Origin of the sequence: Entomohabitans teleogrylli (genome assembly GCF_001484765.1) — a bacterium.
In the GTDB taxonomy this organism is placed as follows: Bacteria; Pseudomonadota; Gammaproteobacteria; order Enterobacterales; family Enterobacteriaceae; genus Entomohabitans; species Entomohabitans teleogrylli.
Window position 1 is genome coordinate 67,892 of the sequence record NZ_LLXO01000016.1, and the last position, 25,281, is coordinate 93,172.

Genomic DNA, 25,281 nt, shown 5'->3' on the forward strand with positions numbered 1-25,281 from the left:
TTTTAATGATGGTGTTGTTATGTCTGAAACGAAAAATGAATTAGAGATCCTGCTGGAGCAGGCTGCCGCTGAACCGGCTTATCGGCCGGCGTTCTTTCGAACGCTGCTGGAATCCACGGTGTGGGTTCCGGGAGAGAGGGCCGCAGGTCAGGCGGCTACGGTGCCTGATGCTGTCGATCTGCAGCATTGGGAAAAAGATGACGGCAGTTCAGTGATCGCGTTTTTCACCTCACTGGAGGCGCTGCGTCAGGCGGTGCAGACTGAGCAGGCGTTTGTGGTGATGCCGGCGCGCGATCTGTTTGAAATGACCATTGGCGAATCCCTGTTTCTTAATGCCCGCTTACCGACCGGTAAAGCATTCACTCCCCGGGAGATTAGCCATTTGCTTGGCCGCAGCGATCCACTCAGCCAGCAGGAGGTGCTGGAGGGGGGGGAATCACTGCTGCTGTCTGAAGTGACGACGCCGCCGGCGCAAATGATTGACTCCCTGACAACCCTGTTTAAGAACCTGAAAACCGTGAAGCGGGCGTTTATCTGCTCCATCAAAGAGCGCCAGCAGGAGAGCGCTAATCTGCTGATTGGTATTGAGGCCGAAGGGGATATCGAAGAGATTATTAATGCCGCCGGCAGTGTGGCGACTGATACGCTGCCGGATGACGAACCGGTGGATATCTGTCAGGTAGTGGAAGGGGAGGCGGGCATCAGCCATTTTATGACTGCCCACCTGACGCCGTTCTACGAGAGGCGCTGGGGGAGTTTCCTGCGCGACTATAAAGATAAAAGAATTCTCTGAAGTATGACGGAATATGTCGATCCACGACACAATCTGCGTAATATCAGATAATTGAACTTTCGCGAGGCGTGCACTGCGCCTCCGGTTCATCATATATTTCCGCTAAGCTATTCATCCGTCTGAGTGCTAATAAACGGCGGTTTATGCAAAAAAGGATATTGATAAATCTACAGTTTTTACAACGGAGTGTATTAAGAAATGAGACGGAGCTTGTTACTGTGGCTTTTTATGGTGCCCCTTTTGTTAATCGTCTGTGGCGGATGGCAATATTATCGGATAAACAATGTTAGCGAGCGTATTTATTTGTCATGGCGCCTTGAGAACCAGGCAAATCATATTATCGCTGGCGATCCTGAAGGAGATATCCATTTCTCTTTTAAAGGGCAATCCTACACCTTCCCGGCACAGGATGTGCTGAAAAATGAACGTACCTTTCAGCGTAAATATCAGCATCTGATTGTACCTGGTATATCCCGGGACTGGCTGGCGAAAGGCGCCGTGTTGCTGGGAGGCATGGGCCTGTTGTTAAGTGCCCTGGCCATCTGGCTGTGCAAACGCAGCGTTGCGGCCTCCCGGCGTTCTCAGGATGCCTTGATCCACGCTTTCGAACGCTGTCGTAAAATGCTGCCCTTTATCATGCTGGGGCAGATAATCGCCTTTGGTCTGGGGCTGGTGGCCTGCGCGGTTTATGAAGTGGTGTGGTTTGTCACCAGTTTCAAAATGAACGCCGGTGGCGGAAAGCTGGTGATTCTGGCGATTTTGTTTATTGGCGGTATTCTCTGGATGCTGATTAAAAGCCTTGGCAGCCTGCGCAAATGTTTCGCCATGTTCCGCGGCGAACCTTCCCGGGTGGCCGGGCGTCAGGTTTCCCGCGCTGAAGCGCCGGGGCTGTGGCTGTGGGTGGAGTCGCTGGCGGCGCGCCTCAATACCGTGGTGCCGGACCATATCGTGGTCGGCATTACTGACTGCTTTTATGTCACCTCCAGCCCGGTACAACTGGCGGACGATGTGGTACTGGAGGGCAATACCCTCTATTTCCCGCTGACCTATGCCTCATTACTGAGCCGCGATGAAACCGGTGCGGTCATCGGCCATGAACTGGGGCACTTCTCCGGGCAGGATACTCAATATAGTCTGCGTTTTGCGCCCCTTTATTCGGGGATCTCCAATAGCATTGCGTCAATGGCGCAAAATATGCAGAACTCGTTTATCGACCGGTTAGTGCTCTACCCATCGCTGCATATTGGCTTCTTTTTTATTGAACAACTCCATGAAGCGGTCAACCGCTGGAGCCGGATCCGTGAACACGCGGCGGATAGTATGGGGGCGCAGGCCAGTTCCGGGAAAGCGCTGGCGACGGCGCTGCTGCGTATTTCCGCCGTCAGTGATGTGATTGATGAAGAGCTGGGGGCGCTGTACACCGGCCAGGCTGAGGAAAAAAATGTCCTCGGCAACATCATTAGCCGCCTGCAGCGCGAAGGCGTGCCGGGGGCGGAGAAATATCTGGAAAACGTGACCGCGCATCCCAGCGACAGCCATCCGCCGACCCGCTTACGCATTGAAGCGCTGCAGGTGGCGGTGGATGAAGCGCTGCTGCGCGAGGCCGCGCGTCCGGTGCCAGAAACCGCCGATCGACAGCTGGCGGATCTGTTCGCGCATTTAGACGACCTCGCGGCAGGGATGTCGCAGGAGTTGTCCGGGGATGGCGCCGCGGCGCGCGAGGAGTTTCAACAGGAATTGCAGGATATCGCCGATCGGGTGAGCGACGATAAGCCGGTGGTTTTATATGGCGCGAAGTCACCGTTAATTCTGGCAGCACTCTGCTTTCTGGTGGCCGGCGGGGTGATGGCTGCCTTTCTGGTGGGCAATCAGGCGCCGGAATGGTGGGTAATCGGCGGCTGCGCCCTTTTCCAGACAGTGCTGCTGGTCTCCAGCTGGCGCTACTGGGTGCGTAATAATACGCCGCTGTTGACCATTACCCCGCAAGCGATCCACTGCCGCTATCTGCAGCAGCCGGTGCTCTTTACCGATCTGGATGATCTGGCGTTCAGTAAAGTGAGTATGCATACCTTTATGACCTTGCAGTATAGGGAGGGCGTTGAAGCGCCAGTGTTTGAGGTACGCACCAGGGCGGCGAGCTGGAAGGCGAAGCATCGCCAGTTGATGATTCGCTACTCCGGGAAATTAACCGATAAAGCGCGCCGTAAAACGCTGGATAGCGAAGATTTTGTCGGCCTGATCGTCAATTACTACAATGCCGCCCATGCCCGCGCTCATCTGGCTGAAATGCAAAAATAAATCATCCGGCGCCGCTCGCGACTGGCGCCGGAAAATATTATTTCCCCGCAGGCTCAACCGGCAGATCGTCGCGGCTGCCCCATTCGCTCCATGAGCCGTCGTACAAGGCCACATCCCCGGCGCCCAGCGTGGTCAGCGCCAGCACGACGACGGCCGCCGTCACCCCGGAGCCACAGCTGACAATGGTCGGTTTTTCCGGGTGGACGCCGTGGTGGGCAAAGATAGCGCTCAACTGATCGGTGGTTTTAAGCTGGCCGTTTTCCACGAGTTCGGTCCATGGGACATTCAGCGCTCCGGGAATATGGCCGCGGCGCAGACCGGGGCGTGGTTCATCCGCTTCGGCGTTAAAGCGCGCCGCCGGGCGGGCGTCCACCAGTTGAATCTGCCCTTCGTGGCTGGCGACCAGCATGTCGGTCAGGCGGCGGATCGGCGCGGGGTCGAATTTGACCTCAAATTCCGCCTCCGGCAGCGTAACGTCGCCGGTTTCCAGAGTCAGGGATTCCCGCTGCCAGTCCGCCAGTCCGCCCGCCAGAATAGAAACATTCTCCACTCCAAAGCGTTTCAGCATCCACCACGCCCGCGGCGCGGAAAACAGATTGCCTTCGTCGTAAATCACCAGATGACGGCTGCTGTTGACCCCCAATTCGCGCATCGCTACGGCAAAGGTTTCCGGACGCGGCATCATATGCGGATAGGGGCTGTGGTGATCGGAAAGCGCCTCAATATCGAAGAACACGGCGCCGGGAATATGGCCGCTGCGATACTCCGCCGCCACATCGCGATCGTCCTGGCCTGGTGGAGCCATGCGGGCGTCCAGAATCTGAATTTCCGGGTCATTGATATGCTCTGCGAGCCAGTCGCCTGCAACAAAGAAGGAAGTGGACATGGTTTGCCTCCGTGTCATCATCGGTACTGAAATTGTTGATGTTTTTTGCCGGGCCGACAAGCGAGACACATAACAAATCTGCAAGCTGGCGCGCTGATCAGCCGGGCTGGTAAAAAATTAGCAGCAAAATCAAAAAATTGCCTTGATAGTTTACCCACAAAACAGCACGTTTGGCCGGGGGTTGTCAACTATTTACCCAGGGGCGGGCTGCCGGACGCCAGCAGACGGAAAAAGGCGCTCCCGGGGAGACGGGAGCGCGAGGAAAAGAATCAGAACTGCGCCTGATGCAGATAGCGCCAGGCGTACTGGGCATAGAGTTCCGCGCCTGCCGCCATGGTATCTTCATCAATGTTGAAACAGCCGTGGTGGTGCGCGAAATGGCTGCCTTTTTGCTCGTTACCGCAACCGACCAGCGCAAAACAGCCCGGCGCCTTCTCCATATAGAAACTGAAGTCCTCACCGCCGGTGGTGGGACGCTCGGTCATCAGCGCCTGCTCGCCAAAGGCGTCGCGGATCACCGACTGGGCCAGCAGTGCGCTGCGTTCATCGTTTATCACTGGTAGCGTACCGTAGGTATATTCTACTTTAGCGCTGGCGCCGTAGACCGCCGCGGTATGTGCGGCGTAACGTTCAATGGCGGCTTTCAGGCGTTCGCGATCTGCGACGCTGAAGCAGCGTACGGTGCCGTCCAGCACCGCGTTTTCGGCGATGACGTTAAAACGAGTACCGACATCCATTTTACCGATGGTGACAACCGCTGAGTCCTGCGCGGCGGTTTCCCGGGACACGATGGCCTGCAGGTTCATCACAAACGAAGAGGCGACTACAGCGGCATCGACGCAGGCTTCCGGCATTGAACCGTGGCCGCCGCGCCCTTTGAATGACACTTTCAGCAGATCGGCGGAGGCGAAGGTTGAACCGACTTTGCAGGAGATTTTGCCGGACGGCATCACGGTCCAGATATGGATGCCGAAGACGTTATCAACACCCTCCATGGCCCCCTGGCGCACCATCTCTTTGGCCCCTTCGGCAATTTCTTCCGCTGGCTGGAAAATCAGCCGCACGTTGCCTGGCAACTGGTCGCGAATGCTGTGCAGCGCCGCGGCGGCGGTGAGCAGCATTGCGGTGTGGGCGTCGTGGCCGCAGGCGTGCATTTTTCCTGGCGTTTGCGATTTGTAGCTCAGGCTATCGTTAAGCTCCAGTACCGGCAGCGCGTCCATATCGGCGCGCAGGCCGACGGTTTTACCGGGCTTAGCGCCCTGAATTTCGGCGATGATGCCGGTAGGGGTGGTGAGCCGGTAACTGATACCGATTTCATCAAGGGCTTTGGCAATCTGTTGGGTGGTGCGTTTTTCTTCCCACGGCAATTCCGGGTGGGCGTGCAAATCGCGACGAAAATCGATCATTCGCTGTTGATTTTCTTTAACAAATGCCGCGATGGCAGGGTTAGTCATGGCTCCTGGCCTCCGTAATAGTTTTAACCGCGTGGAAAATCACCTCCACGCCTTTAGCGATCTGTTCGGCGTCGGTCCATTCATCCGGGTGATGGCTCAGCCCGTCGCGGCTGGGCACGAATACCAGCCCGGTGGGGGTCAGGCCGGCGAAGATCATCGCATCGTGGCCGGCGCCGCTGACCATGGTTTTACAGCTGAAGCCCAGTTTGTCACACTGCTGCCCGAGGTTATGGGTGATTTCCGGGTCCATCGGCGTGGGGGGGACATACAGCGTTTGTTCGATATTCGCGCTGATACCGTCGACCGCCTGGCGATGGATGGCTTCACGGGTCTGTTCAATGACCTGACGCAGTTTTTGCTCGTCCCGGGAACGGATATCCACCGAAAACACCACCTGATGCGGAATAACGTTGGAACCGTTGGGATAGACCTGCAGTTTCCCGACGGTGGCCACGGTAGCTTCGCCGGCCTGACGGGCGAAGTCCCCCACCTGACTGATAATGTGGCTGGCGGCCACCAGCGCATCCTGGCGGCGGTCCATCGGTGTGGTGCCGGCGTGGCCGGCCTTGCCGGTCAGCGTGACGGTCAGTTGGGTCATACCGACAATCACATCGACGATGCCGATGTCGGTACCGGTTTGTTCCAGTACCGGCCCTTGTTCAATGTGTAACTCAATAAAGGCTTTCAGCGATTCCGGCGCGCGTACCACGCTGGTAATTTCCTGCGGCGCATAGCCGGCATCCGCCATGCGCTGAGCGGCGCTGATCCCGGCGCTGTCGCGTAGGTTTGCCAGGGTTTGAGCGGTGATATGGCCCGCCATCGCCGAGGAGGCCAGTAGCCCGCGCTCGAAGCTGGCGCCTTCTTCTTCCACCAGCGCCACCACCTCCAGCGGATAGTCGGGCTTTAAGCCCTGCTCGTGGAACAGGGTGGCGATTTCCAGCGCCATAATCACCCCGGCCGCGCCGTCGAAGGCGCCGCCGTGGGGAACGGTATCGAAATGGGAGCCGATCATCACCGCCGGGAGGCTGGGACTGGCGCCCGGCAGCGTGCCGATAACGTTGCCCATTGCGTCTTTTCGCACCTGCAGGCCAGCCTGCTCCATTTGCTTACGCAGCCAACCGCGCGCCTCACGGGCCTGTGGGCTGTAGCTCATCCGGGTGATGCCCTTACCCGGGGTGGCGTTAAATTCGGCCAGTTCATCAAGGAACCGCTTAATACGGGTACTGCTGACGTTCATCATTTTATCCTGCAACCGGAGTGATATAGCTAACCAGAATACCGGCCAGCACGACAGAAACCATCGTAACGGAGATAAAGCCGCCGACCAGCATTGGTCCCAACATGTGATGGGTCAAGACTTCACGCTCTTTCTCGTCGCGGGTCAGAGAGTTGATGGCTTCATTAGTAATAATGTAGTCCGCCGGGAAGCCGTACAGGGCGGTCAGGGAGATAGCGAAGGCCATCGGCATATTGACGCCGAGCAGTTTGCCGACCACCCAGGAGACCAGGAACATACCGATGACCGCCGTGGCGATCAGCACCAGCATCGGGTAAATCAGGCGCAGCAGCATTTCCGGCGTGGCTTTGTTGAGGGTGTCGAAAATAAACAGCATCAGCCCCATCACCGCGAAGCCAAATCCATTGGCTTTCTGCAGTACCTGACGTTCGAGGAAACCGAACGAGGTAAAGACGACGCCAAACAGCAGACACAGGACAAACGGACTAATGCTTACCAGTGGCGCACACAGATCGGAGACCCACCAGGCGAGAAAACCGACAAACGCCAGGCGCAGGAACTTAAAGTAGCTGGTGTTGTACTGGGTGGGGATGGCGCTGAACAGGCGCGGCATTTTTTCTTCGCCGGCAACGGTGGTGGCCGGCGATTTATCCACGGTTTCCACCGGAACGTGGCTTTTCCACTCGCCGCGGCGGTATTTTTCCAGGACGTGCCTGCCTTCGCGCTGCAGCATGATGGCGGTCAGCGGGTAACCGGCGAAACCCTGCATGACATAAATCAGAATCGCGAATACCGACAGATCGACCAGCCCGGCTTCGGCGGCTCCTTTGGACATGATCAGCGACGAGACAATACCGCCCACTAATGGCGGAATGGTCACCAGCGCGGTGTTCATGTCGAACAGCACCATACAGACGGCGAAAACCGCGACGATGATGCCGGCGATACCGGCGAGGGCGATAACCACCGTTTTCCACTGCTGTCCCAGCTCTTTCAGGGACAACAGCGTCCCCATGTTGGTAATCAGCAGATACATCAGCATCACGGCGATTGCCGGCGTGATCCCTGCCCGGCTGATGATATCTGTCGGGAAGATGGTCCAGTAACCGACCAGGAACAGAACCGCGCAGACGAATACCGAAGGTATCCAGGCTTTTGAACGGGTGGAAACGACGTCGCCAATATAAAGAATGGCAATAATAATGACTAACGCTACCATCTGGGTCATTGTTAACTTCCGTTGTTAGTTTTGTTATCAGGATATTGTGTGGTGTATTTATAATAATTATCGGATTATTAGTTACATATAATTGTCTGCCAAAGTCAAACTTCGTTCGGAAAGTCAGAGTATCATCTGGCTATCTGCCGCTACTGGCAGACTATCTGTGGGAAAGTTTTATTATTCTGGTAATTAATTGTAGGATTTTTTCTGGCCATATATTGCGGTGAATTGTGGCTGGCGGTTAGGGTCTGGCGGTGGGTCGGTCTCTTCGCGGTAAAATCACCGGGTAGTAGGTCGCACTCAGGTGATGTTGCTGAAAGTCATTTTATTTTAAAAAAATGTTACCTCTATCCATAGGCAACGTGGCGATAGCTCTTTATAATCCTGCGCCAGGTCTTACCGGGTATCCGGTGCAAACAGAACAACATTACAAGAGGTTATCATGGCTATTGAACGTACTTTTTCCATCCTTAAGCCTAACGCGGTGGCAAAAAACGTTATTGGCAACATTTTCGCGCGTTTTGAAACGGCGGGACTGAAAATTGTCGGTACTAAAATGGTACATCTGTCTTCCGATCAGGCGCGTGGTTTCTATGCCGAGCATGAAGGCAAACCTTTCTTTGATGGCCTGGTGGCGTTCATGACCTCCGGCCCGATTGTGGTCAGCGTACTGGAAGGGGAAGACGCGGTGCGTCGCCACCGTGAAATTCTTGGCGCAACCAACCCGGCGAACGCGCTGGCCGGCACTCTGCGCGCCGACTATGCTGACAGCCTGACCGAAAACGGTACCCACGGTTCTGATTCCGTGGAATCCGCCGCCCGCGAAATCGCCTATTTCTTTGCAGAAGGCGAAGTTTGCCCGCGTACCCGCTAAGCGCGCTTGTTAAGCGGTAGTTACACTTTTATTTTGTCGCACTCGCGATAAGACGTAGCAACGCCGCAGCGGAATTTGTACAATACCGCGCCCCGCATCACCGTATGCCGGGGCGCTTCTTTTTTCTTAAACCTACCTGGGGCCATAACGTGTAACAACGAGGCCGGAAAACATATGTCTGAGCAAATGATCACCACCGGGACGCCCGCGTCCGACGCTTCCGTTAATGTAGAAAAAGTGAACCTGCTGGATCTGAACCGCCAGCAGATGCGCGAGTTTTTTAAAGAACTGGGTGAAAAGCCTTTTCGCGCCGACCAGGTGATGAAATGGATTTATCACTACTGTTGCGACGACTTTGATGACATGACGGATATCAATAAGGTGCTGCGCGCGCGCCTGAAAACGGTAGCGGAAATTCGTGCGCCGCAGGTGGTGGAAGAGCAGCGCTCCTCCGATGGCACCATTAAATGGGCCATCGCCGTTGGCGATCAGCGGGTAGAGACCGTGTATATTCCGGAAGACGATCGCGCCACGCTGTGTGTCTCCTCCCAGGTGGGTTGTGCGCTGGAGTGCAAGTTTTGCTCCACGGCTCAGCAGGGCTTTAACCGTAACCTGCGGGTATCGGAAATTATTGGCCAGGTGTGGCGCGCGGCGAAAATTATCGGCGCCGCGAAGGTCACCGGCCAGCGTCCGATCACCAATGTGGTGATGATGGGCATGGGCGAGCCGCTGTTGAACCTGACCAATGTCGTGCCGGCGATGGAGATCATGCTGGATGATTTCGGTTTTGGTCTCTCCAAGCGCCGCGTTACGCTGTCCACCTCCGGGGTGGTGCCGGCGCTGGATAAACTGGGCGATATGATCGATGTGGCGCTGGCGATTTCTCTGCACGCCCCTACCGATGAGATTCGTGACGATATTGTCCCGATCAACCGTAAGTACAATATTGAGACCTTCCTTAGCGCGGTACGTCGTTACCTGGAGAAATCCAATGCCAATCAGGGACGTGTCACCGTAGAGTACGTGATGCTCGACCATGTGAATGATGGCACCGAGCATGCGCACCAGTTGGCCGAATGTCTGAAAAATACGCCGTGCAAAATTAACCTGATTCCGTGGAACCCGTTCCCCGGCGCGCCGTATGGCCGTAGCTCCAACAGCCGCATTGACCGTTTCTCCAAAGTGTTAATGGAGTATGGGTTTACCACCATTGTTCGGAAGACCCGCGGCGACGATATCGACGCCGCCTGCGGACAATTGGCCGGAGATGTGATCGACCGCACCAAGCGTACGCTGCGTAAGCGGATGCAGGGTGAACCGATCGCTGTAAAAGCAGTCTGACAAAATAGCATGGGCCACCCGCACGGCCCCTGTGAGGCAAAATGGTCACAGGCTGTGCGGATGAACCGGAAGCGGGCAAGAATTACGGTGCGTTTCCTGGCGCTTTAAGGCAGTATGTAGCGGCACAACAATAGTTTAGCCGCTCTGCGCTAAACTAATTCTGCGCCAGTAACCAGACAGAGTGGGAAATTCTGTCTAAGGTTAACTCACCTGGCGTGAGCGAGAGTGAGTAACGCATCATTAGTTTGCGTTCCGTGAAGCAGCTTTGTGCCGGTGGTTTATCCGTGCACTGGTCCGCCGGGGCATCGATGTAAGATCTTTTCGCGGCACGGGCCCGATTCGGTGACACAGAGTCAGCCCGGTGTCTGGTTCCTTAATCAAACAGTACCAGCAGTTGTAGCTAATGAATACTGAAGCCACTCAAGAACAGAATGCAGCACAAACCACGGGCGTACGGCTACGGGCCGCTCGCGAAAAAATGGGGCTCACCCAACAGGCGGTGGCGGAACGCCTGTGCCTGAAGGTTTCTACCGTCCGGGATATTGAAGCCGATAATACGCCGAGCGATCTGGCGGCAACGTTTCTGCGTGGCTACATCCGCTCTTATGCCCGCCTCGTGCATATCCCGGAAGAAGAACTGCTGCCGATGATGGCCAAACAGGCTCCCATCAGAGCGGCGAAAGTGCAGCCGATGCAAAGTTTTTCGCTGGGCAAACGGCGCAAAAAGCGCGATGGCTGGCTGATGAGTTTTACCTGGCTGGTGCTTTTTGTGGTGGTCGGTCTGACCGGCGCCTGGTGGTGGCAAAACCACAAAGCGCAGCAGGATGAGATTGTCTCGATGGCCGATCAATCCACTGCGGCGCTTAACAATAGCGGCACATCGCAACCGATTTCCTTAAGCCCTGACGATCGCGCCAGCGAACCGGCGGCGCCGGTCGGCGGTCCTGCCGAGCAGAATGGCGCCGTAGCGCCGGCGGGTAACGAAAACGCGACGGCGAGCGCCAGCGGGCAGCAAAGCGTTGCGCCAGCGGCGACGCCGGAAACTCACCCGGTGGTATCCCCGAGCCAGGCGAATGTCGATAATATGGCGACCGCGAATACCGGCAACGCTGGCGCTGCGCCACTGCCGGTAGAGCCTGCGCAAACCGCGGCGCCTGCCGCCGATCCTAACGCGCTGGTGATGAATTTCACCGCTGATTGCTGGCTGGAAGTCACCGACGCTACCGGTAAAAAATTGTTCAGCGGTATGCAGCGCAAAGATGGCAACCTCAATCTGGCAGGGCAGGCGCCCTATAAACTGAAAATTGGCGCCCCGGCGGCCGTACAGATCCAGTATCAGGGGAAAGCCGTCGATCTCAGTCGTTTTATCAGAAATAACCAGGTTGCGCGTCTGACTCTCCAGGCTGAGCCTTCAGCGGTGCAGTAACAGACGGGCTAATGGAGAGAGTGGTATATGCATAACGAAGCGCCCATTCAGCGTAGAAAATCCACGCGGATTTACGTCGGGAATGTGCCGATTGGCGATGGCGCGCCCATCGCCGTTCAGTCAATGACTAACACCCGTACCACCGATGTGGAAGCGACAGTCAATCAGATTAAAGCCCTTGAGCGCGTCGGCGCGGATATCGTTCGCGTTTCGGTGCCGACCATGGATGCCGCCGAGGCATTCCGCCTGATCAAACAGCAGGTTAATGTGCCGCTGGTGGCGGATATTCACTTTGATTACCGCATTGCCCTGAAAGTGGCGGAGTACGGCGTTGACTGTCTGCGTATCAATCCGGGCAACATCGGTAACGAAGAGCGTATCCGCATGGTGGTGGACTGCGCCCGGGACAAAAACATTCCGATTCGCATCGGCGTGAATGCCGGTTCGCTGGAAAAAGATCTGCAGGAGAAATACGGCGAACCGACTCCGCGAGCGCTGCTGGAATCCGCCATGCGCCATGTCGATCACCTCGATCGTCTTAACTTCAATCAGTTCAAGGTGAGTGTTAAAGCGTCGGACGTTTTCCTGGCGGTGGAATCCTATCGCCTGCTGGCGAAAGAGATCGATCAGCCGCTGCACCTCGGGATCACCGAGGCTGGCGGCGCTCGCAGCGGCGCGGTGAAATCGGCGATCGGTCTCGGACTGCTGCTGTCCGAAGGGATCGGCGATACGCTGCGCGTGTCGCTGGCGGCAGATCCGGTAGAAGAGATCAAAGTCGGTTTTGATATTCTGAAATCGCTGCGCATTCGTTCGCGCGGTATCAACTTTATTGCCTGCCCGACCTGCTCGCGTCAGGAGTTCGATGTGATTGGCACCGTCAATGCCCTGGAGCAGCGGCTGGAAGATATCATCACGCCGATGGATGTCTCGATTATCGGCTGCGTGGTGAATGGTCCCGGCGAAGCTTTGGTGTCAACGCTCGGCGTGACCGGCGGCAATAAAAAGAGCGGCTTCTATGAAGACGGCTCGCGCAAAGATCGCCTTGATAATGACGATATGATCAACCAGCTGGAAGCGCGGATTCGCGCTAAAGCCACCATGCTGGATGAAGCGCGGCGCATTGACGTTCAGCAACTGGAAAAATAATGCAAGCTGGGAAGCGACGGGCTTCCCGTGTATGATTGAACCCGCCAGGCGTCCGGTTAATCGGGCTATCTGGATTCCGGGTTCATTTTTTGTATCAGATAACTAGAGACTAAACGTGGCAAAGAACATTCAAGCCATCCGCGGCATGAACGATTATCTGCCGGGCGAAACCGCCGTCTGGCAGCGCATTGAAGGCATTCTTAAGCAGGTGCTCGGCAGCTACGGTTACAGCGAAATCCGTTTGCCGATTGTAGAGCAGACCCCGTTATTCAAACGCGCGATCGGTGAAGTGACCGATGTGGTTGAAAAAGAGATGTATACCTTTGAGGACCGCAACGGCGAAAGCCTGACGCTGCGCCCTGAAGGCACCGCGGGCTGCGTGCGCGCCGGGATCGAACATGGTCTGCTGTACAATCAGGAACAGCGCTTATGGTATATCGGTCCAATGTTCCGCTACGAACGTCCCCAGAAAGGGCGCTACCGCCAGTTCCATCAACTGGGCGCTGAGGTGTTTGGCCTGCAGGGGCCGGATGTCGACGCTGAGCTGATCATGCTTACTGCCCGCTGGTGGCGCGCGCTGGGCATCGACCAGCATGTCACGCTGGAACTGAACTCTATCGGCTCCCTGGACGCCCGGGCCAATTATCGCGACGCGCTGGTGGCGTTTCTTGAACAGCACAAAGATAAGCTGGATGAAGACTGCCTGCGCCGTATGTACAGCAACCCGTTGCGGGTGCTGGACAGCAAAAATCCCGAGGTTCAGGCGCTGCTGAACGACGCGCCGGCGCTGGGGGATTATCTGGACGACGAATCCCGGGAACATTTTTCCGGTCTGTGCCGTTACCTTGACGCGGCGGGGATTCGGTATACTGTCAATCAGCGCCTGGTGCGCGGGCTGGATTACTATAACCGCACCGTTTTCGAATGGGTCACCAGCGCGCTGGGCGCCCAGGGGACGGTATGCGCCGGCGGCCGTTACGACGGCCTGGTGGAGCAACTGGGCGGGCGTCCGACGCCGGGCGTCGGTTTTGCCATGGGGCTGGAACGTCTGGTATTGCTGGTTCAGGCCATTAATCCGGAATTTAAAGCCGAATCCGTTGTCGATATATACCTGATTGCTTCTGGCGCCGGGACTCAGACGGCGGCCATGCTGCTGGCCGAGCAGGTTCGGGATGTATTGCCGGCAGTGAAACTAATGACCAATTATGGCGGCGGCAACTTTAAGAAGCAGTTTGCTCGCGCCGACAAATGGGGCGCGCGCGTCGCCCTGGTGCTGGGTGAAGACGAAGTCGCCAGCCAGCAGGTAGTGGTGAAAGATTTGCGTTCAGGTGAGCAGCAGACTGTCGCGCAAAGCGACTTGGCGGCGCATCTGCAGGCGCTACTGGGTTAACTTCCCCGCTATTTATCGTTAAGGAGAAGGACTGCGTGGAAATTTATGAGAATGAAAACGATCAGCTCGAAGCGGTAAAACGCTTTTTTGCCGAAAACGGTAAAGCGCTGGTTGTTGGGGTGGTACTGGGCGTTGGCGCGTTGGTAGGCTGGCGCTACTGGAATAGCCATCAGATGGAATCAGCGATGTCTTCCTCGCTGGCGTACGAGACCGTGACGAATGCGGTGAATATCGATAAGCCGGATACCATCGCCGCGGCGGAGAAATTCGTCACGGAGAACAAAAATACCTATGGCGCGCTGACTGCCATGGAACTTGCCCAGAAATTTGCCGATAAAAACGACCTTGCCAAAGCGGCTACGCAGTTACAGCAGGGGATCGGCAACACCAGCGATGAAAATCTGCAGGCGCTGCTGAATCTGCGTCTGGCGCGGGTTCAGATTCAGCAGAAGCAGTCCGACGATGCGCTGAAAACCCTTGATGCGATAAAAGGGGAAGGTTGGCTGGCGATTGTTGCCGATCTGCGCGGCGATGCGTTGCTCAGTAAGGGCGATGTGCAGGGAGCCCGCGATGCCTGGAGTAAAGGCGTCGCCAGCGAGGCTTCTCCGGCGTTGCGTGAAATGATGCAGATGAAAATTAACAACCTGTCCAGCTAAGAGGGACCAGATGCAATTGCGTAAATTACTTGTGCCAGGCCTGATTTCTCTCGCGCTGCTCAGCGGCTGTTCACTGTTTAACAGTGAGGAAGATGTGGTGAAAATGTCGCCGCTGCCGCAGGTGGAAAATCAGTTTACGCCGACCACCGCATGGAAGACCTCGGTAGGTAACGGCATTGGCGAATTTTACTCCAACCTTCATCCCGCCTGGCAGGATGGCAATGTGTATGCCGCCGATCGTCGTGGTACCGTTAAAGCGGTAAATGCCAGCGATGGCAAAGAGATCTGGAAGGTCGATCTCTCCGAGAAGACCGGCTTCCTGTCCAGTAATCGTCCGGCGCTGCTATCTGGCGGTGTGACGGTTTCCGGCGGTCACGTCTATGTCGGCAGCGAAAAAGCCCAGGTTTACGCGCTGGATACCTCTGACGGTTCTGTCGCCTGGCAGACCAAAGTGGCTGGCGAAGCGCTGTCGCGTCCGGTAGTCAGCGATGGCCTGGTGCTGATCCATACCAGCAACGGTATGCTACAGGCGCTCAATGAAAGCGATGGCTCACTGAAATGGACCGCGAATCTGGATATGTCGGCGTTGACGCTGCGCGGTGAATCCGCTCCGGCGACGGCGTACGGCGCTGCGGTGGTAGGCGGCGACAATGGCCGCGTCAGCGCAGTCCTGATGCAGCAGGGCCAGTTGATCTGGCAACAGCGTATCTCCCAGGCCACTGGCGCTACTGAAATCGATCGCCTCAGCGATGTGGACACCACGCCGGTGATCGTTAACGGCATAGTCTACGCGCTGGCCTATAACGGTAACCTGACGGCGCTGGATCTGCGTTCCGGTCAGATCATGTGGAAACGCGAGCTGGGTTCGGTAAACGACTTTATTGTTGATAATAACCGTATCTATATGGTCGACCAGAGCGATCGTATTCTGGCCCTGACCACCGACGGCGGCGTTACACAGTGGACGCAGAGCGATCTGCTGCACCGTAACCTGACCGCGCCGGCGCTGTATAACGGCTACCTGGTGGTCGGCGACAGCGAAGGCTATATGCACTGGGTGGATATCAATGATGGCCACTTTGTGGCGCAGCAGAAAGTCGACAGCTCCGGCTTCCTGACGGAACCGGTGGTCGCCAGCGATAAGCTGCTGATCCAGGCGAAAGACGGCACGCTGTACGCCATCACCCGCTAAACAGCGCTGCGCCAGTGTTGATGAAACGGTCCCTGAACGATCAGGGGCCGTTTACTGTTTTTAAAAACGGCCCTTTCGCGACCGGCAATATGCCGGGCGCCGGTAATCAATCAGAGCCGTTTGACGATTAATTTTTTAGAGTAATGAGGCATTTATGGTACCTGTGGTCGCGCTGGTCGGGCGCCCTAACGTTGGTAAGTCAACGTTATTTAACCGTTTAACGCGTACCCGCGACGCGCTGGTGGCGGATTTTCCGGGGCTGACCCGCGATCGTAAATATGGTCGTGCCGAAGTGGAAGGCCGGGAATTTATTTGTATCGATACTGGCGGTATTGACGGTAACGAGGAAGGGGTGGAAACCCGGATGGCGGAACAGTCGCTGTTGGCGATTGAAGAAGCCGATGTGGTGCTGTTTATGGTGGATGCTCGCGCGGGCCTGATGCCGGCGGACGAAGCCATTGCCAGACATCTGCGCACCCGCGAGAAGCCGACGTTCCTGGTAGCCAATAAAACCGACGGCCTCGATCCAGACCAGGCGGTAGCCGATTTTTATTCGCTGGGTCTTGGGGAAATTCATCCGATAGCCGCATCCCACGGGCGCGGCGTGACCTCTTTACTGGAACAGGTTCTGCTGCCGTGGATGGCGGATATCGATCCGCCGGAAGAGGTGGATGAAGACGCGGAATACTGGGCGCAGTTTGAAGAGAGTGAGCAGGAAGAGGAAGAGCCGGAGGAGGCGTTTAATCCCCAGGATCTGCCGATTAAGCTGGCGATTGTTGGCCGCCCCAACGTAGGTAAGTCAACGCTAACTAACCGTATCCTCGGGGAAGATCGCGTGGTGGTTTACGATATGCCCGGCACCACACGCGATAGCATCTACATTCCGATGGAACGCGATGAGCGGGAATATGTGCTGATTGATACCGCCGGGGTGCGCAAGCGCGGCAAAATCACCGATACGGTGGAGAAGTTCTCGGTGATTAAGACCTTGCAGGCCATTGAAGACGCCAACGTCGTGCTGTTGGTGATCGATGCCCGTGAAGGGATCTCCGATCAGGACCTCTCTCTGTTGGGCTTTATCCTCAATAGTGGGCGCTCACTGGTGATCGTCGTTAACAAATGGGACGGTCTGAGCCAGGAAGTCAAAGAGCAGGTCAAGGAGACGCTGGACTTCCGTCTGGGGTTCATTGATTTTGCCCGGGTACATTTTATTTCCGCTCTGCACGGCAGCGGGGTTGGTAATCTGTTTGAATCAGTGCGCGAAGCCTACGACAGTTCAACGCGTCGGGTAAGTACCTCTATGCTGACGCGTATTATGAATATGGCGGCGGAAGACCATCAGCCGCCGATGGTGCGCGGCCGTCGGGTTAAACTCAAATATGCGCATGCTGGTGGTTATAACCCGCCGATTGTGGTCATTCACGGCAACCAGGTGAAAGACCTGCCGGATTCTTACAAACGCTATTTGATGAACTATTTCCGCAAATCGCTGGATGTTATGGGGACTCCGATCCGCATTCAGTTCAAGGAAGGGGAAAACCCATTTGCCAATAAGCGCAACACGCTAACGCCGAATCAACTGCGTAAGCGTAAGCGTCTGATCAAACATATTAAGAAAGGCAAATGACGAATCACTAAGATTTAACTGTTCCTGGAAAAAACCACAGGCCCGCATGATGCGGGCTTTTTTTTGTGATGAGTTTTGATAAAGACGTATCAGAGTACTTATATATACATGCCTGTTTGGGGACATGGCAGAGACAGAATCATCTGCTAAAGCTGGCAGACGTTCAGATACGCGCATGGATCATGTATACCGGTGAAGGGGGACATCTTTCCCTCTGCTACAGGCGCTGATAAAACCGATAATATCAGTACGCTAACGAAACTCCTGCCCGCCACTTTACCTGATTCAGGAGATAATATTCATTCAATTACAATAAATTGATGAATCTTCCTGGGTAATATTCATGTTGATATTTCTCTTAGTTATTGAAAAATCATACAGTTTATTACCATGAAAATTCTTAATTTATTATGTAATTGTTTGATCTCTTGATTTTGATTTCCTGAAAAAACATTAGGTTAGATTATGCATTATCTGCCCAATTATGCTGTTATTTTGAGGGGAGTAGGATATTTCCGGGTTATCAACAGAGAGATTAAGAAATTAATTTAATAGATTTTAACGATCAATACAAAAAATATAATAGATAAAATAAATCAAATTGGTATTATTGATCGTTATAAACGATTAAGTGGTTTTAATTGGCTGGTATATAAATCCATTAAGCACCGTACATTCACTTTTTAAAATTTCATAGGTAGGCCTATATATCAGTAAGTTTTCAGGTTGAATGAAAGACATATTGAAACAATCCAATTTTTTCCTGAAGAGTGTTTTTAGGTGGTTATTTAAACCGGTGGAAATTCACCTGTGGTGGAGTGTCTTCGCATCACTTAAACAGAAGAAATAAATGCGCAGGTCAGCCTGTCCGGGGATTTTTTGCGGACGTAACTGGTGAAAGACCCGGAATACTGTTGCGTTGATGACGGAGCAATAAATACAGGAGGTAACAATGTTTATATGGAAGTCAGCACCCTTTGCCCTTGTGTGCTGCCTGGCCGGCTTGCCAGCCATCAGTCTGGCGGCAGATGGCGGCACCACCACGCTGACCATCACCGGCAACATCGTCGAGCCGGACTGCGTGATTAACAATAACCAGCAGATAGTGGTGGATTTTAAAGAGGTGATGACCACCCGTATTGACGGTGTGAGTTACAAACGAGAGCAGATTATCTACACCGTGAGCTGTGACAGTGACAAACTGATCAGTAATAAGCTGCTCATCACCCTGAGGGGGACTGCCGGTTACAACGCCGGCCTGTTCAGTACCGATGTCACCGGTCTGGGTATCCGGGTGACCAATGCGTCCGGTACGGCTATCGCGCCCAACGGTACGGTGGATTTTACTTATGTGGACGGCGGTACGCCGCCGGTACTGTACGCGATACCGGTGGCGCAGAACGCCGCCACGCTGCCGAACGTGGATTTCAACGGCTCGGCGACCATGGTTTTCAGCTATCTGTGAGGATGACCGAATGAATCAGTTAACGGCAGGTTTGCTGCTGCTGGGGGCTGGCCTGGTCGGGATAACTCCGGCGATGGCGGCCAGTGACGCAGAGATCACTTTCAAGGGCACGCTGGTGACGCCGCCGGGGTGCTCGATTAACAACGATCAGACTATCCATGTGCCTTTCGGGGATCGTCTTTCGATTAAAAAGGTCGTCGATGGTATTTACCGCGAAGAGGTGAATTACAGCCTGGATTGCGAAAATACCGTGGGTCGCGACTGGAAACTGATGCTCAGCGTACGCGGTACCCAGGCGACTTTCGATACCACGGATCGGGCGACGGTGGCGACCTCGTCAGGCAATATCGGCAACCTCGGGGTGAAGATCCTGCGCGACGGTCAGCCATTCACCTTTGACACACCGGTAGAAATCAGCCTGGCGTCGAAGCCGAAAATCGAGGGGCTGCTGGTACAGCGTCCCGGTATTGAACTGGCGGAAGGGCCGTTTGAAGCCACGGTAACCCTGAGAGCGGAATACCTGTAATGGTCATCGGGCTGCGGAACATTATGTATAGCAGTAGGGTACTTATGGAAAAGAGAAAATTATACCGATTAATTCTGGCGGGTAGCGCCATTCTCGGCGGTTCGCTGTTTTTTTCCGCGCCGGCGTCGGCGGGGAGTTGTACTTCCAACTCAGGTGGCGGATGCCCGGTGGTGACCTCTGTGACTCATCAGTCAGGTAATAATTATACCGTTAACTGGATATATGAAGGGGCTGCGCAATACTGGGTGTCTGCATCCGGAATGGGAGCGTCGGCATGGGGTCTGTATTTAATCACTAATTACGTGTCCAGCGGGCATTACGTCCAGGGCGGGAATTATCAGGGGCTGAAGACGGTTACGCGTAGTGACCCGGTTGTGCATGCTAATGGAACCACCGGAACGGATAATTGTACCAATGATTCCTCGGCGGGAGGTGTTTACTGCGATCATAGTAACTATGCATCACGCTTTCTGTTGAAACATGGTAGTGGCGGTACGACTACAGTGACGATACCAGATAATGTTACCAACTCCTGTATCGTCTTTGGCATCCCGCGTAGTGGCATGAATGAATTCTTCACGGTGTTTTCTGGCTATGTGTCGACCCCGGTTTGTGGACCCGGCGGGGTTAGTGTTCCGGAGCCTGAACCCGATCCGGAATGGTGCGGGATGAGTACCAGCGAGCTGATCTACGATTTCCTTGATATGGCGCCGGCAGGGGTGGCCGGGCAATCGCTAACCCGTACAGCAACCATGACTTGTAGCAAAGCCAATGTGCCCTACAACCTGTATCTGTCCAATATCTCCACCTCCGGACGTGATACCATTAATTTGGGCAGAGGGGTTAGTGCTAAAGTTACGGTCAATGAGCAGTCCCTGCAGACGATGCGAACATCTGGAGCAGACACGAATTTGCTGAGAGTCACCGTCACCCTGAGTGGTACGCCAACCAGCACCGGACCGATTGGCGGGCAGAATATTGGGATTCTGGCGGTGGAATACTATTAGCGCCTTGATTTGTCTTTTCGGTTTCAGGCCGCTTATCAGCGGCCTTTTCTGTGTTGCTTCTGCTCATTTCAGTGGAGACGATGCTGACCATTATGGACGGCATTATCTGCTGAGCCGCCAGTCCCGTTGGTGCTGATGATCCTGACCCCGAATATGATCCCCTCATCGCCCGGGATAACCGATACCCACTGGCAGATGGAAAAGTGTTTATGATTTCGGGATGCTGTTTCAGCGGAAGCTAACGGAGTGCTTTAGTTTTTTGTGTCCCCAATTTGATTGTTAAAATGTAAAATCATTTTAAATCAATGCCTTTATATGGTTTTTTATCTTTTATACTAAGAAAGTCAGGTAATGGACTGCTGAGATCTGCTGCAATTTATATATTGGTTATCACGACCGTATTGTTGCGGGGGATATTTTCATGTTCTGTTGTTATAGTTTATTGAAATGTATTTCTGGTTTTTATGAGTGCAGCGTAAACATGATTAAAAAAGTTAATTTTTTATCCGCTGTGGTTGTATTGCCGGGAATAATGGCGAGAATAGTACCTCCTTATTCTTAAACCACAGAATCGGGAAATACGCTAAAAATACATTACAAGGATTTGTTATGAAAAAAATCACTTTGCCGCTTACTCTGGGCCTTGCCGTATTACTGACCGGGTGCGCCACCGGTGCGCCGGATATGATGAGACTGCAACAGGGCACCACAAATGAACTGGGACTTTCCTCTACGGATGAAGTCACCCTTAGTAATGTGGTGAAAGGCCCGGCCAGCGCTTTGGGCGGCAGCACGGTAACCTGGGATGCAACGACCACTAAAGGCCGCAAATTCAGCTGTAAAACGTTGATGATGCCGTCACTCAATCCGCTGGAAAAAGCCCCTTACGGGAATTTTGAGTGCGCGCCAAAATAAATTCTGTGCCAGCATCTGATGACGGCGTCCTGGCCAGACTGGACGCCGTCATTCAGATAATTATGTGCTTTAACAATCTCCAGTGACTTTTTACTGGTTCCCCGTACTGTCTGGCGACACAACGGCAAGCCAGTTTTCTCAGACATCACAATATATGAAGTCGCGCGGTTTTTTCGGTGTCGCATTTATTCTCTGAGGATAGTTCGAAATATCTGAAATTAAGAGCTGCGCTGATTGATAGCTGTTAGCTGAAAAGCTAAATAACAGGGATGTTGTCAATATATTGATTTTTAATAATACTGCACAGTAATACTTCTCTGTTAACGCCTGCTGTGGTAATGCCTGATATATTGTCAATACTCTGTGGATATCAGTATGGAAACGGGTATACAGATTCACCCGGACAACGACGATGCCATCCGTGCAATACGGTGAGGCAGCGTTCAGCGACGCAGAAGGCTGGGGGTGACAGGTTACGTTACAGTAAAACGAGGCTAATATAGTGTCGTCCATCAGAGGATGTACTGCGACGGGGCGTAACCCCCATTTTGCTGAGGAGATGACGTGGAATTTAACTGCCCGGGCTGCCAGAAACCGTTAGCGGTGGAAGGACAGCATGCCCATTGTGAGAGTTGCCAGCGGGATTTTAGCCTTGAGGCCCGCTGCCCGGAATGCCACAAACCGTTGCAGGTACTGAAAGCCTGTGGCGCGGTGGACTATTTTTGCCAGAACGGCCATGGGTTGATTTCACGCAAGCGCGTGGAGTGGACGCCCGTCGGTCATTAATCCTCAAAGCGCGATGGCTACGCGCTTTTCGTGCGGCGCGGCTTACGTTTGCCGGCGCTGCTCACCCCTTTTACTTCGCTTTCTACCCAGCCATCTTCCAGCCGGGTGGTCAGCATATCGCCGGTTTTCACCTGTGCGGTCTGTTTCAGCACTTTCCCGTCGCCAGCGGTGGTGACGCTATAGCCGCGCGCCAGCGTCGCCAGCGGACTGACTGCCTCGAGATGGGTGAGGGTATTACCAAAGCGCTCCCGGGAATGACTCAGACGGGCGCTTATCAGCTGCGACAGACGATACTCCAGTTGTTGTACTTTCGACTGCGCGCGGTGGATGCGTGGTTGCGGCTGTTGTTGATTCAGACGCTGGCTCAGGCGCTGCTCGCGCTCGCGGGCGCGGCGCAACTGTAACTCCAGACCGGAAATCATACGCTGACGCAGGGAGACCAGCAGAGTCTGCTGGCGCGCCAGGCGCAATTGAGGGTGCTGCTGTTGCAAACGATGTTGCAGACCGGTGAACTGGCGGGTCTTGTGGGAAAGATAGTAGTCCATCGCCATCTCCAGCCGCTGCTGCTGGCTGTGAAGCTGGCGCACCAGTTCCTGCTGGTTGCGGCTAACCAGTTCTGCCGCCGCAGAAGGCGTCGGGGCGCGCATGTCGGCGACAAAATCAGCGATGGTGACGTCGGTTTCATGGCCCACGGCGCTGACAACCGGAATGCGGCTGGCAAAAATGGCTCTGGCGACCCGCTCGTCGTTAAAACTCCACAAGTCCTCCAGCGAACCGCCGCCGCGCCCGACAATTAGCACATCACATTCGTTGCGCTGATTGGCCAGCTCGATGGCCCGGACAATCTGCTGCGGGGCATCGGCGCCCTGAACCGCCGTTGGGTAGATCACCACCGGCAGGGAAGGATCGCGGCGCTGCAGAATATGCAGAATGTCGTGCAGCGCCGCCCCGGTACGCGATGTGACGACGCCCACCTGGCGGGCCGGCGAGGGCAGGGACTGCTTTTTACCCGGGTCGAATAACCCTTCCGCGAAGAGTCGCTGTTTCAGTTGTTCGTACTGTTGCTGCAATAAGCCTTCGCCGGCGGGTTGCATACTTTCGGCAATGATCTGGTAATCGCCGCGCGGTTCGTAGAGGGTGATGGTCGCCCGCACCAGCACCTGCTGCCCGTGCTGAGGACGGAACGTCACTCGCCGGTTGCTGTTGCGGAACATCGCGCAGCGCACCTGAGCGGTATCGTCTTTCAGGGTAAAATACCAGTGGCCGGAAGCCGGCTGGGTGAAGTTGGATATCTCACCGCTGATCCACACCTGGCCCATCTCCTGCTCAAGCAGCAGACGCACCGTCTGGTTAAGGCGGCTAACGGTAAAAATGGACGGGCATTGAACTGGTAACATGTGAGCTGGATCAAATTCTAAATCAGCAGGTTATTCAATCGATAGTAGCGCGCTGAGCCGGGAAGGCAACCATTTTTTGCAAAAAACTGTGGCAGCAATCGGTTACGCTCTGTATAATGCCGCGGCAATATTTTATCTGTTCTCTTTCACCCCAGGTTGAGATATTGCCATGCTACGTATCGCTAAAGAAGCCCTGACGTTTGACGACGTTCTCCTTGTTCCCGCTCACTCCACTGTTCTGCCGAACACTGCCGATCTCAGCACCCAGCTGACCAAAACCATTCGCCTGAATATTCCGGTTCTCTCCGCGGCGATGGATACCGTTACTGAAGCGCGGCTGGCGATTGCGCTGGCTCAGGAGGGCGGCATCGGTTTTATCCATAAAAACATGTCTATTGAGCGCCAGGCGGAAGAAGTCCGTCGGGTGAAAAAGCATGAGTCTGGCGTGGTGACCGATCCGCAGACGGTATCTCCCACCACTACTCTGCGTGAAGTGAGAGAGCTGACCGAGCGCAATGGCTTTGCCGGCTACCCGGTCATTGCCAATGATAATGAACTGGTTGGGATTATCACCGGCCGCGACGTGCGCTTTGTTACCGATCTCGACCAGCCGGTCAGCGTTTATATGACCCCGAAAGAGCGCCTGGTCACCGTACGTGAAGGCGAAGCGCGTGATGTGGTGCTGGCGAAAATGCATGAGAAGCGCGTTGAAAAAGCGCTGGTCGTGGATGACCAGTTCCATCTGCTGGGGATGATCACGGTGAAAGATTTCCAGAAAGCAGAGCGTAAACCGAATTCCTGTAAAGACGAACAGGGGCGTCTGCGGGTTGGGGCCGCGGTTGGCGCCGGCGCCGGCAACGAAGAGCGTATCGATGCGTTGGTCGCCGCCGGCGTGGACGTGCTGTTGATCGACTCGTCCCACGGTCATTCTGAAGGCGTGCTGCAGCGTATTCGCGAAACCCGCGCCAAATATCCGGATCTGCAAATTATCGGCGGTAACGTGGCGACGGGCGCCGGCGCTCGTGCGCTGGCCGAGGCTGGCGTCAGCGCGGTGAAAGTGGGTATTGGCCCGGGCTCTATCTGTACTACCCGTATTGTTACCGGGGTTGGTGTTCCGCAAATTACCGCCGTTTCCGATGCGGTGGAAGCGCTGGAAGGTACCGGTATTCCGGTTATCGCCGACGGTGGTATCCGCTTCTCCGGCGATATCGCCAAGGCGATTGCCGCCGGGGCAAGCGTGGTTATGGTGGGGTCAATGCTGGCCGGTACCGAAGAATCTCCGGGTGAAATTGAGCTCTACCAGGGACGTTCTTACAAATCCTATCGCGGCATGGGCTCGCTGGGCGCGATGTCCAAAGGCTCTTCCGACCGTTATTTCCAGAGCGACAATGCGGCGGACAAACTGGTGCCGGAAGGGATCGAGGGCCGGGTGGCGTATAAAGGCCGTCTGAAAGAGATTATCCATCAGCAAATGGGCGGTCTGCGCTCCTGTATGGGTCTGACCGGCTGTGGTACTATCGACGAGCTGCGTACGAAGGCTGAATTTGTGCGCATCAGCGGTGCGGGTATCCAGGAAAGCCACGTCCACGACGTGACGATCACCAAAGAGTCGCCCAACTACCGCCTGGGCTCCTGATTTTCTT

21 protein-coding genes are annotated in these 25,281 nt (G+C 55.0%); 16 read left to right on the forward strand and 5 right to left on the reverse strand.

Annotated features, from left to right (window positions below):
* The first annotated feature begins 19 nt into the window (after window positions 1–19).
* Together sseB and AQ981_RS18555 are read left to right on the forward strand one after the other, a co-directional pair.
* Window positions 20–793, forward strand: a complete 774-nt coding sequence (gene sseB, locus AQ981_RS18550) for an enhanced serine sensitivity protein SseB (RefSeq protein WP_058913241.1) — start codon at window positions 20–22, stop codon at window positions 791–793.
* Between the two features lie 240 nt (window positions 794–1,033).
* Window positions 1,034–3,091, forward strand: coding sequence for a M48 family metallopeptidase (locus tag AQ981_RS18555; protein WP_161969177.1), 2,058 nt, complete (start codon window positions 1,034–1,036; stop codon window positions 3,089–3,091).
* Between the two features lie 37 nt (window positions 3,092–3,128).
* Here AQ981_RS18555 and sseA read toward each other — a convergent pair whose 3' ends face one another.
* From sseA to AQ981_RS18575, 4 genes are all read right to left on the reverse strand, one after another.
* Complete coding sequence (gene sseA / locus AQ981_RS18560) at window positions 3,129–3,977, reverse strand: 3-mercaptopyruvate sulfurtransferase (RefSeq protein WP_058913243.1); 849 nt, start codon at window positions 3,975–3,977, stop codon at window positions 3,129–3,131.
* Between the two features lie 269 nt (window positions 3,978–4,246).
* Window positions 4,247–5,431 carry an amidohydrolase gene (locus AQ981_RS18565; protein ID WP_058913244.1) on the reverse strand — a complete coding sequence of 395 codons (1,185 nt, stop codon included), beginning with the start codon at window positions 5,429–5,431 and terminating at the stop codon, window positions 4,247–4,249.
* Window positions 5,424–6,671 carry a Zn-dependent hydrolase gene (locus tag AQ981_RS18570; protein WP_249226337.1) on the reverse strand — a complete coding sequence of 416 codons (1,248 nt, stop codon included), beginning with the start codon at window positions 6,669–6,671 and terminating at the stop codon, window positions 5,424–5,426. Before AQ981_RS18570 ends, AQ981_RS18565 begins: the two co-directional genes overlap by 8 nt.
* Before the next feature lies 1 nt (window position 6,672).
* Entirely contained in the window at window positions 6,673–7,896 is a 1,224-nt protein-coding gene (locus tag AQ981_RS18575) for a hypothetical protein (RefSeq protein ID WP_058913245.1), read from the reverse strand.
* Between the two features lie 436 nt (window positions 7,897–8,332).
* Here AQ981_RS18575 and ndk point away from each other — a divergent pair, with 436 nt between their 5' ends.
* The 13 genes from ndk to AQ981_RS26285 all read left to right on the forward strand — a co-directional run bounded on the left by ndk (window position 8,333) and on the right by AQ981_RS26285 (window position 22,241).
* Window positions 8,333–8,764, forward strand: a complete 432-nt coding sequence (gene ndk / locus AQ981_RS18580) for a nucleoside-diphosphate kinase (RefSeq protein WP_058913246.1) — start codon at window positions 8,333–8,335, stop codon at window positions 8,762–8,764.
* Window positions 8,765–8,950: 186 nt separating this feature from the next.
* Window positions 8,951–10,105, forward strand: coding sequence for a dual-specificity RNA methyltransferase RlmN (gene rlmN, locus AQ981_RS18585; protein ID WP_420809773.1), 1,155 nt, complete (start codon window positions 8,951–8,953; stop codon window positions 10,103–10,105).
* Between the two features lie 403 nt (window positions 10,106–10,508).
* Window positions 10,509–11,531, forward strand: coding sequence for a cytoskeleton protein RodZ (rodZ, locus tag AQ981_RS18590; RefSeq protein ID WP_058913248.1), 1,023 nt, complete (start codon window positions 10,509–10,511; stop codon window positions 11,529–11,531).
* Between the two features lie 27 nt (window positions 11,532–11,558).
* On the forward strand, window positions 11,559–12,677 hold the full coding sequence (ispG, locus tag AQ981_RS18595; protein ID WP_058913249.1) for a flavodoxin-dependent (E)-4-hydroxy-3-methylbut-2-enyl-diphosphate synthase: 1,119 nt from the start codon (window positions 11,559–11,561) through the stop codon (window positions 12,675–12,677).
* A gap of 115 nt (window positions 12,678–12,792) precedes the next feature.
* Window positions 12,793–14,067, forward strand: a complete 1,275-nt coding sequence (hisS, locus tag AQ981_RS18600) for a histidine--tRNA ligase (RefSeq protein ID WP_058913250.1) — start codon at window positions 12,793–12,795, stop codon at window positions 14,065–14,067.
* 35 nt (window positions 14,068–14,102) lie between these two features.
* Window positions 14,103–14,723, forward strand: coding sequence for a YfgM family protein (locus tag AQ981_RS18605; protein ID WP_058913251.1), 621 nt, complete (start codon window positions 14,103–14,105; stop codon window positions 14,721–14,723).
* 10 nt (window positions 14,724–14,733) lie between these two features.
* On the forward strand, window positions 14,734–15,915 hold the full coding sequence (bamB, locus tag AQ981_RS18610) for an outer membrane protein assembly factor BamB (protein ID WP_058913252.1): 1,182 nt from the start codon (window positions 14,734–14,736) through the stop codon (window positions 15,913–15,915).
* Window positions 15,916–16,069: 154 nt separating this feature from the next.
* Window positions 16,070–17,542: a ribosome biogenesis GTPase Der gene (gene der, locus AQ981_RS18615; protein ID WP_058913253.1), complete on the forward strand. Its 1,473-nt coding sequence runs from the start codon at window positions 16,070–16,072 to the stop codon at window positions 17,540–17,542.
* A gap of 952 nt (window positions 17,543–18,494) precedes the next feature.
* Window positions 18,495–19,007: a fimbrial protein gene (locus AQ981_RS18620; RefSeq protein ID WP_082683217.1), complete on the forward strand. Its 513-nt coding sequence runs from the start codon at window positions 18,495–18,497 to the stop codon at window positions 19,005–19,007.
* Window positions 19,008–19,017: 10 nt separating this feature from the next.
* Window positions 19,018–19,533 (forward strand): fimbrial protein, encoded by a 516-nt coding sequence (locus AQ981_RS18625; protein ID WP_058913254.1) that lies wholly within the window; start codon window positions 19,018–19,020, stop codon window positions 19,531–19,533.
* A gap of 44 nt (window positions 19,534–19,577) precedes the next feature.
* Window positions 19,578–20,540: a hypothetical protein gene (locus AQ981_RS27715; protein WP_154675953.1), complete on the forward strand. Its 963-nt coding sequence runs from the start codon at window positions 19,578–19,580 to the stop codon at window positions 20,538–20,540.
* A gap of 609 nt (window positions 20,541–21,149) precedes the next feature.
* Window positions 21,150–21,455: a hypothetical protein gene (locus AQ981_RS18635; protein ID WP_058913256.1), complete on the forward strand. Its 306-nt coding sequence runs from the start codon at window positions 21,150–21,152 to the stop codon at window positions 21,453–21,455.
* 564 nt (window positions 21,456–22,019) lie between these two features.
* A complete protein-coding gene (locus AQ981_RS26285) occupies window positions 22,020–22,241 on the forward strand; it encodes a zinc ribbon domain-containing protein (RefSeq protein WP_071608941.1) in 222 nt (73 codons plus the stop codon).
* Window positions 22,242–22,258: 17 nt separating this feature from the next.
* Here AQ981_RS26285 and xseA read toward each other — a convergent pair whose 3' ends face one another.
* Entirely contained in the window at window positions 22,259–23,638 is a 1,380-nt protein-coding gene (gene xseA / locus AQ981_RS18640) for an exodeoxyribonuclease VII large subunit (RefSeq protein WP_058913257.1), read from the reverse strand.
* A gap of 169 nt (window positions 23,639–23,807) precedes the next feature.
* Here xseA and guaB point away from each other — a divergent pair, with 169 nt between their 5' ends.
* Window positions 23,808–25,274, forward strand: a complete 1,467-nt coding sequence (guaB, locus tag AQ981_RS18645; RefSeq protein WP_058913258.1) for an IMP dehydrogenase — start codon at window positions 23,808–23,810, stop codon at window positions 25,272–25,274.
* Window positions 25,275–25,281 lie beyond the last annotated feature (7 nt).

Coding starts and splice junctions, on each gene's coding strand:
- rodZ (WP_058913248.1), top strand. CDS start 10,509: ATGAATACTGAAGCCACTCAAGAACAGAATGCAGCACAAACCACGGGC.
- ndk (WP_058913246.1), top strand. CDS start 8,333: ATGGCTATTGAACGTACTTTTTCCATCCTTAAGCCTAACGCGGTGGCA.
- AQ981_RS18635 (WP_058913256.1), top strand. CDS start 21,150: ATGAAAAAAATCACTTTGCCGCTTACTCTGGGCCTTGCCGTATTACTG.
- sseA (WP_058913243.1), bottom strand. CDS start 3,977: ATGTCCACTTCCTTCTTTGTTGCAGGCGACTGGCTCGCAGAGCATATC.
- AQ981_RS18620 (WP_082683217.1), top strand. CDS start 18,495: ATGTTTATATGGAAGTCAGCACCCTTTGCCCTTGTGTGCTGCCTGGCC.
- rlmN (WP_420809773.1), top strand. CDS start 8,951: ATGATCACCACCGGGACGCCCGCGTCCGACGCTTCCGTTAATGTAGAA.
- ispG (WP_058913249.1), top strand. CDS start 11,559: ATGCATAACGAAGCGCCCATTCAGCGTAGAAAATCCACGCGGATTTAC.
- AQ981_RS18625 (WP_058913254.1), top strand. CDS start 19,018: ATGAATCAGTTAACGGCAGGTTTGCTGCTGCTGGGGGCTGGCCTGGTC.
- AQ981_RS18570 (WP_249226337.1), bottom strand. CDS start 6,671: ATGATGAACGTCAGCAGTACCCGTATTAAGCGGTTCCTTGATGAACTG.
- der (WP_058913253.1), top strand. CDS start 16,070: ATGGTACCTGTGGTCGCGCTGGTCGGGCGCCCTAACGTTGGTAAGTCA.
- AQ981_RS18565 (WP_058913244.1), bottom strand. CDS start 5,431: ATGACTAACCCTGCCATCGCGGCATTTGTTAAAGAAAATCAACAGCGA.
- AQ981_RS18575 (WP_058913245.1), bottom strand. CDS start 7,896: ATGACCCAGATGGTAGCGTTAGTCATTATTATTGCCATTCTTTATATT.
- AQ981_RS27715 (WP_154675953.1), top strand. CDS start 19,578: ATGGAAAAGAGAAAATTATACCGATTAATTCTGGCGGGTAGCGCCATT.
- sseB (WP_058913241.1), top strand. CDS start 20: ATGTCTGAAACGAAAAATGAATTAGAGATCCTGCTGGAGCAGGCTGCC.
- guaB (WP_058913258.1), top strand. CDS start 23,808: ATGCTACGTATCGCTAAAGAAGCCCTGACGTTTGACGACGTTCTCCTT.
- bamB (WP_058913252.1), top strand. CDS start 14,734: ATGCAATTGCGTAAATTACTTGTGCCAGGCCTGATTTCTCTCGCGCTG.
- xseA (WP_058913257.1), bottom strand. CDS start 23,638: ATGTTACCAGTTCAATGCCCGTCCATTTTTACCGTTAGCCGCCTTAAC.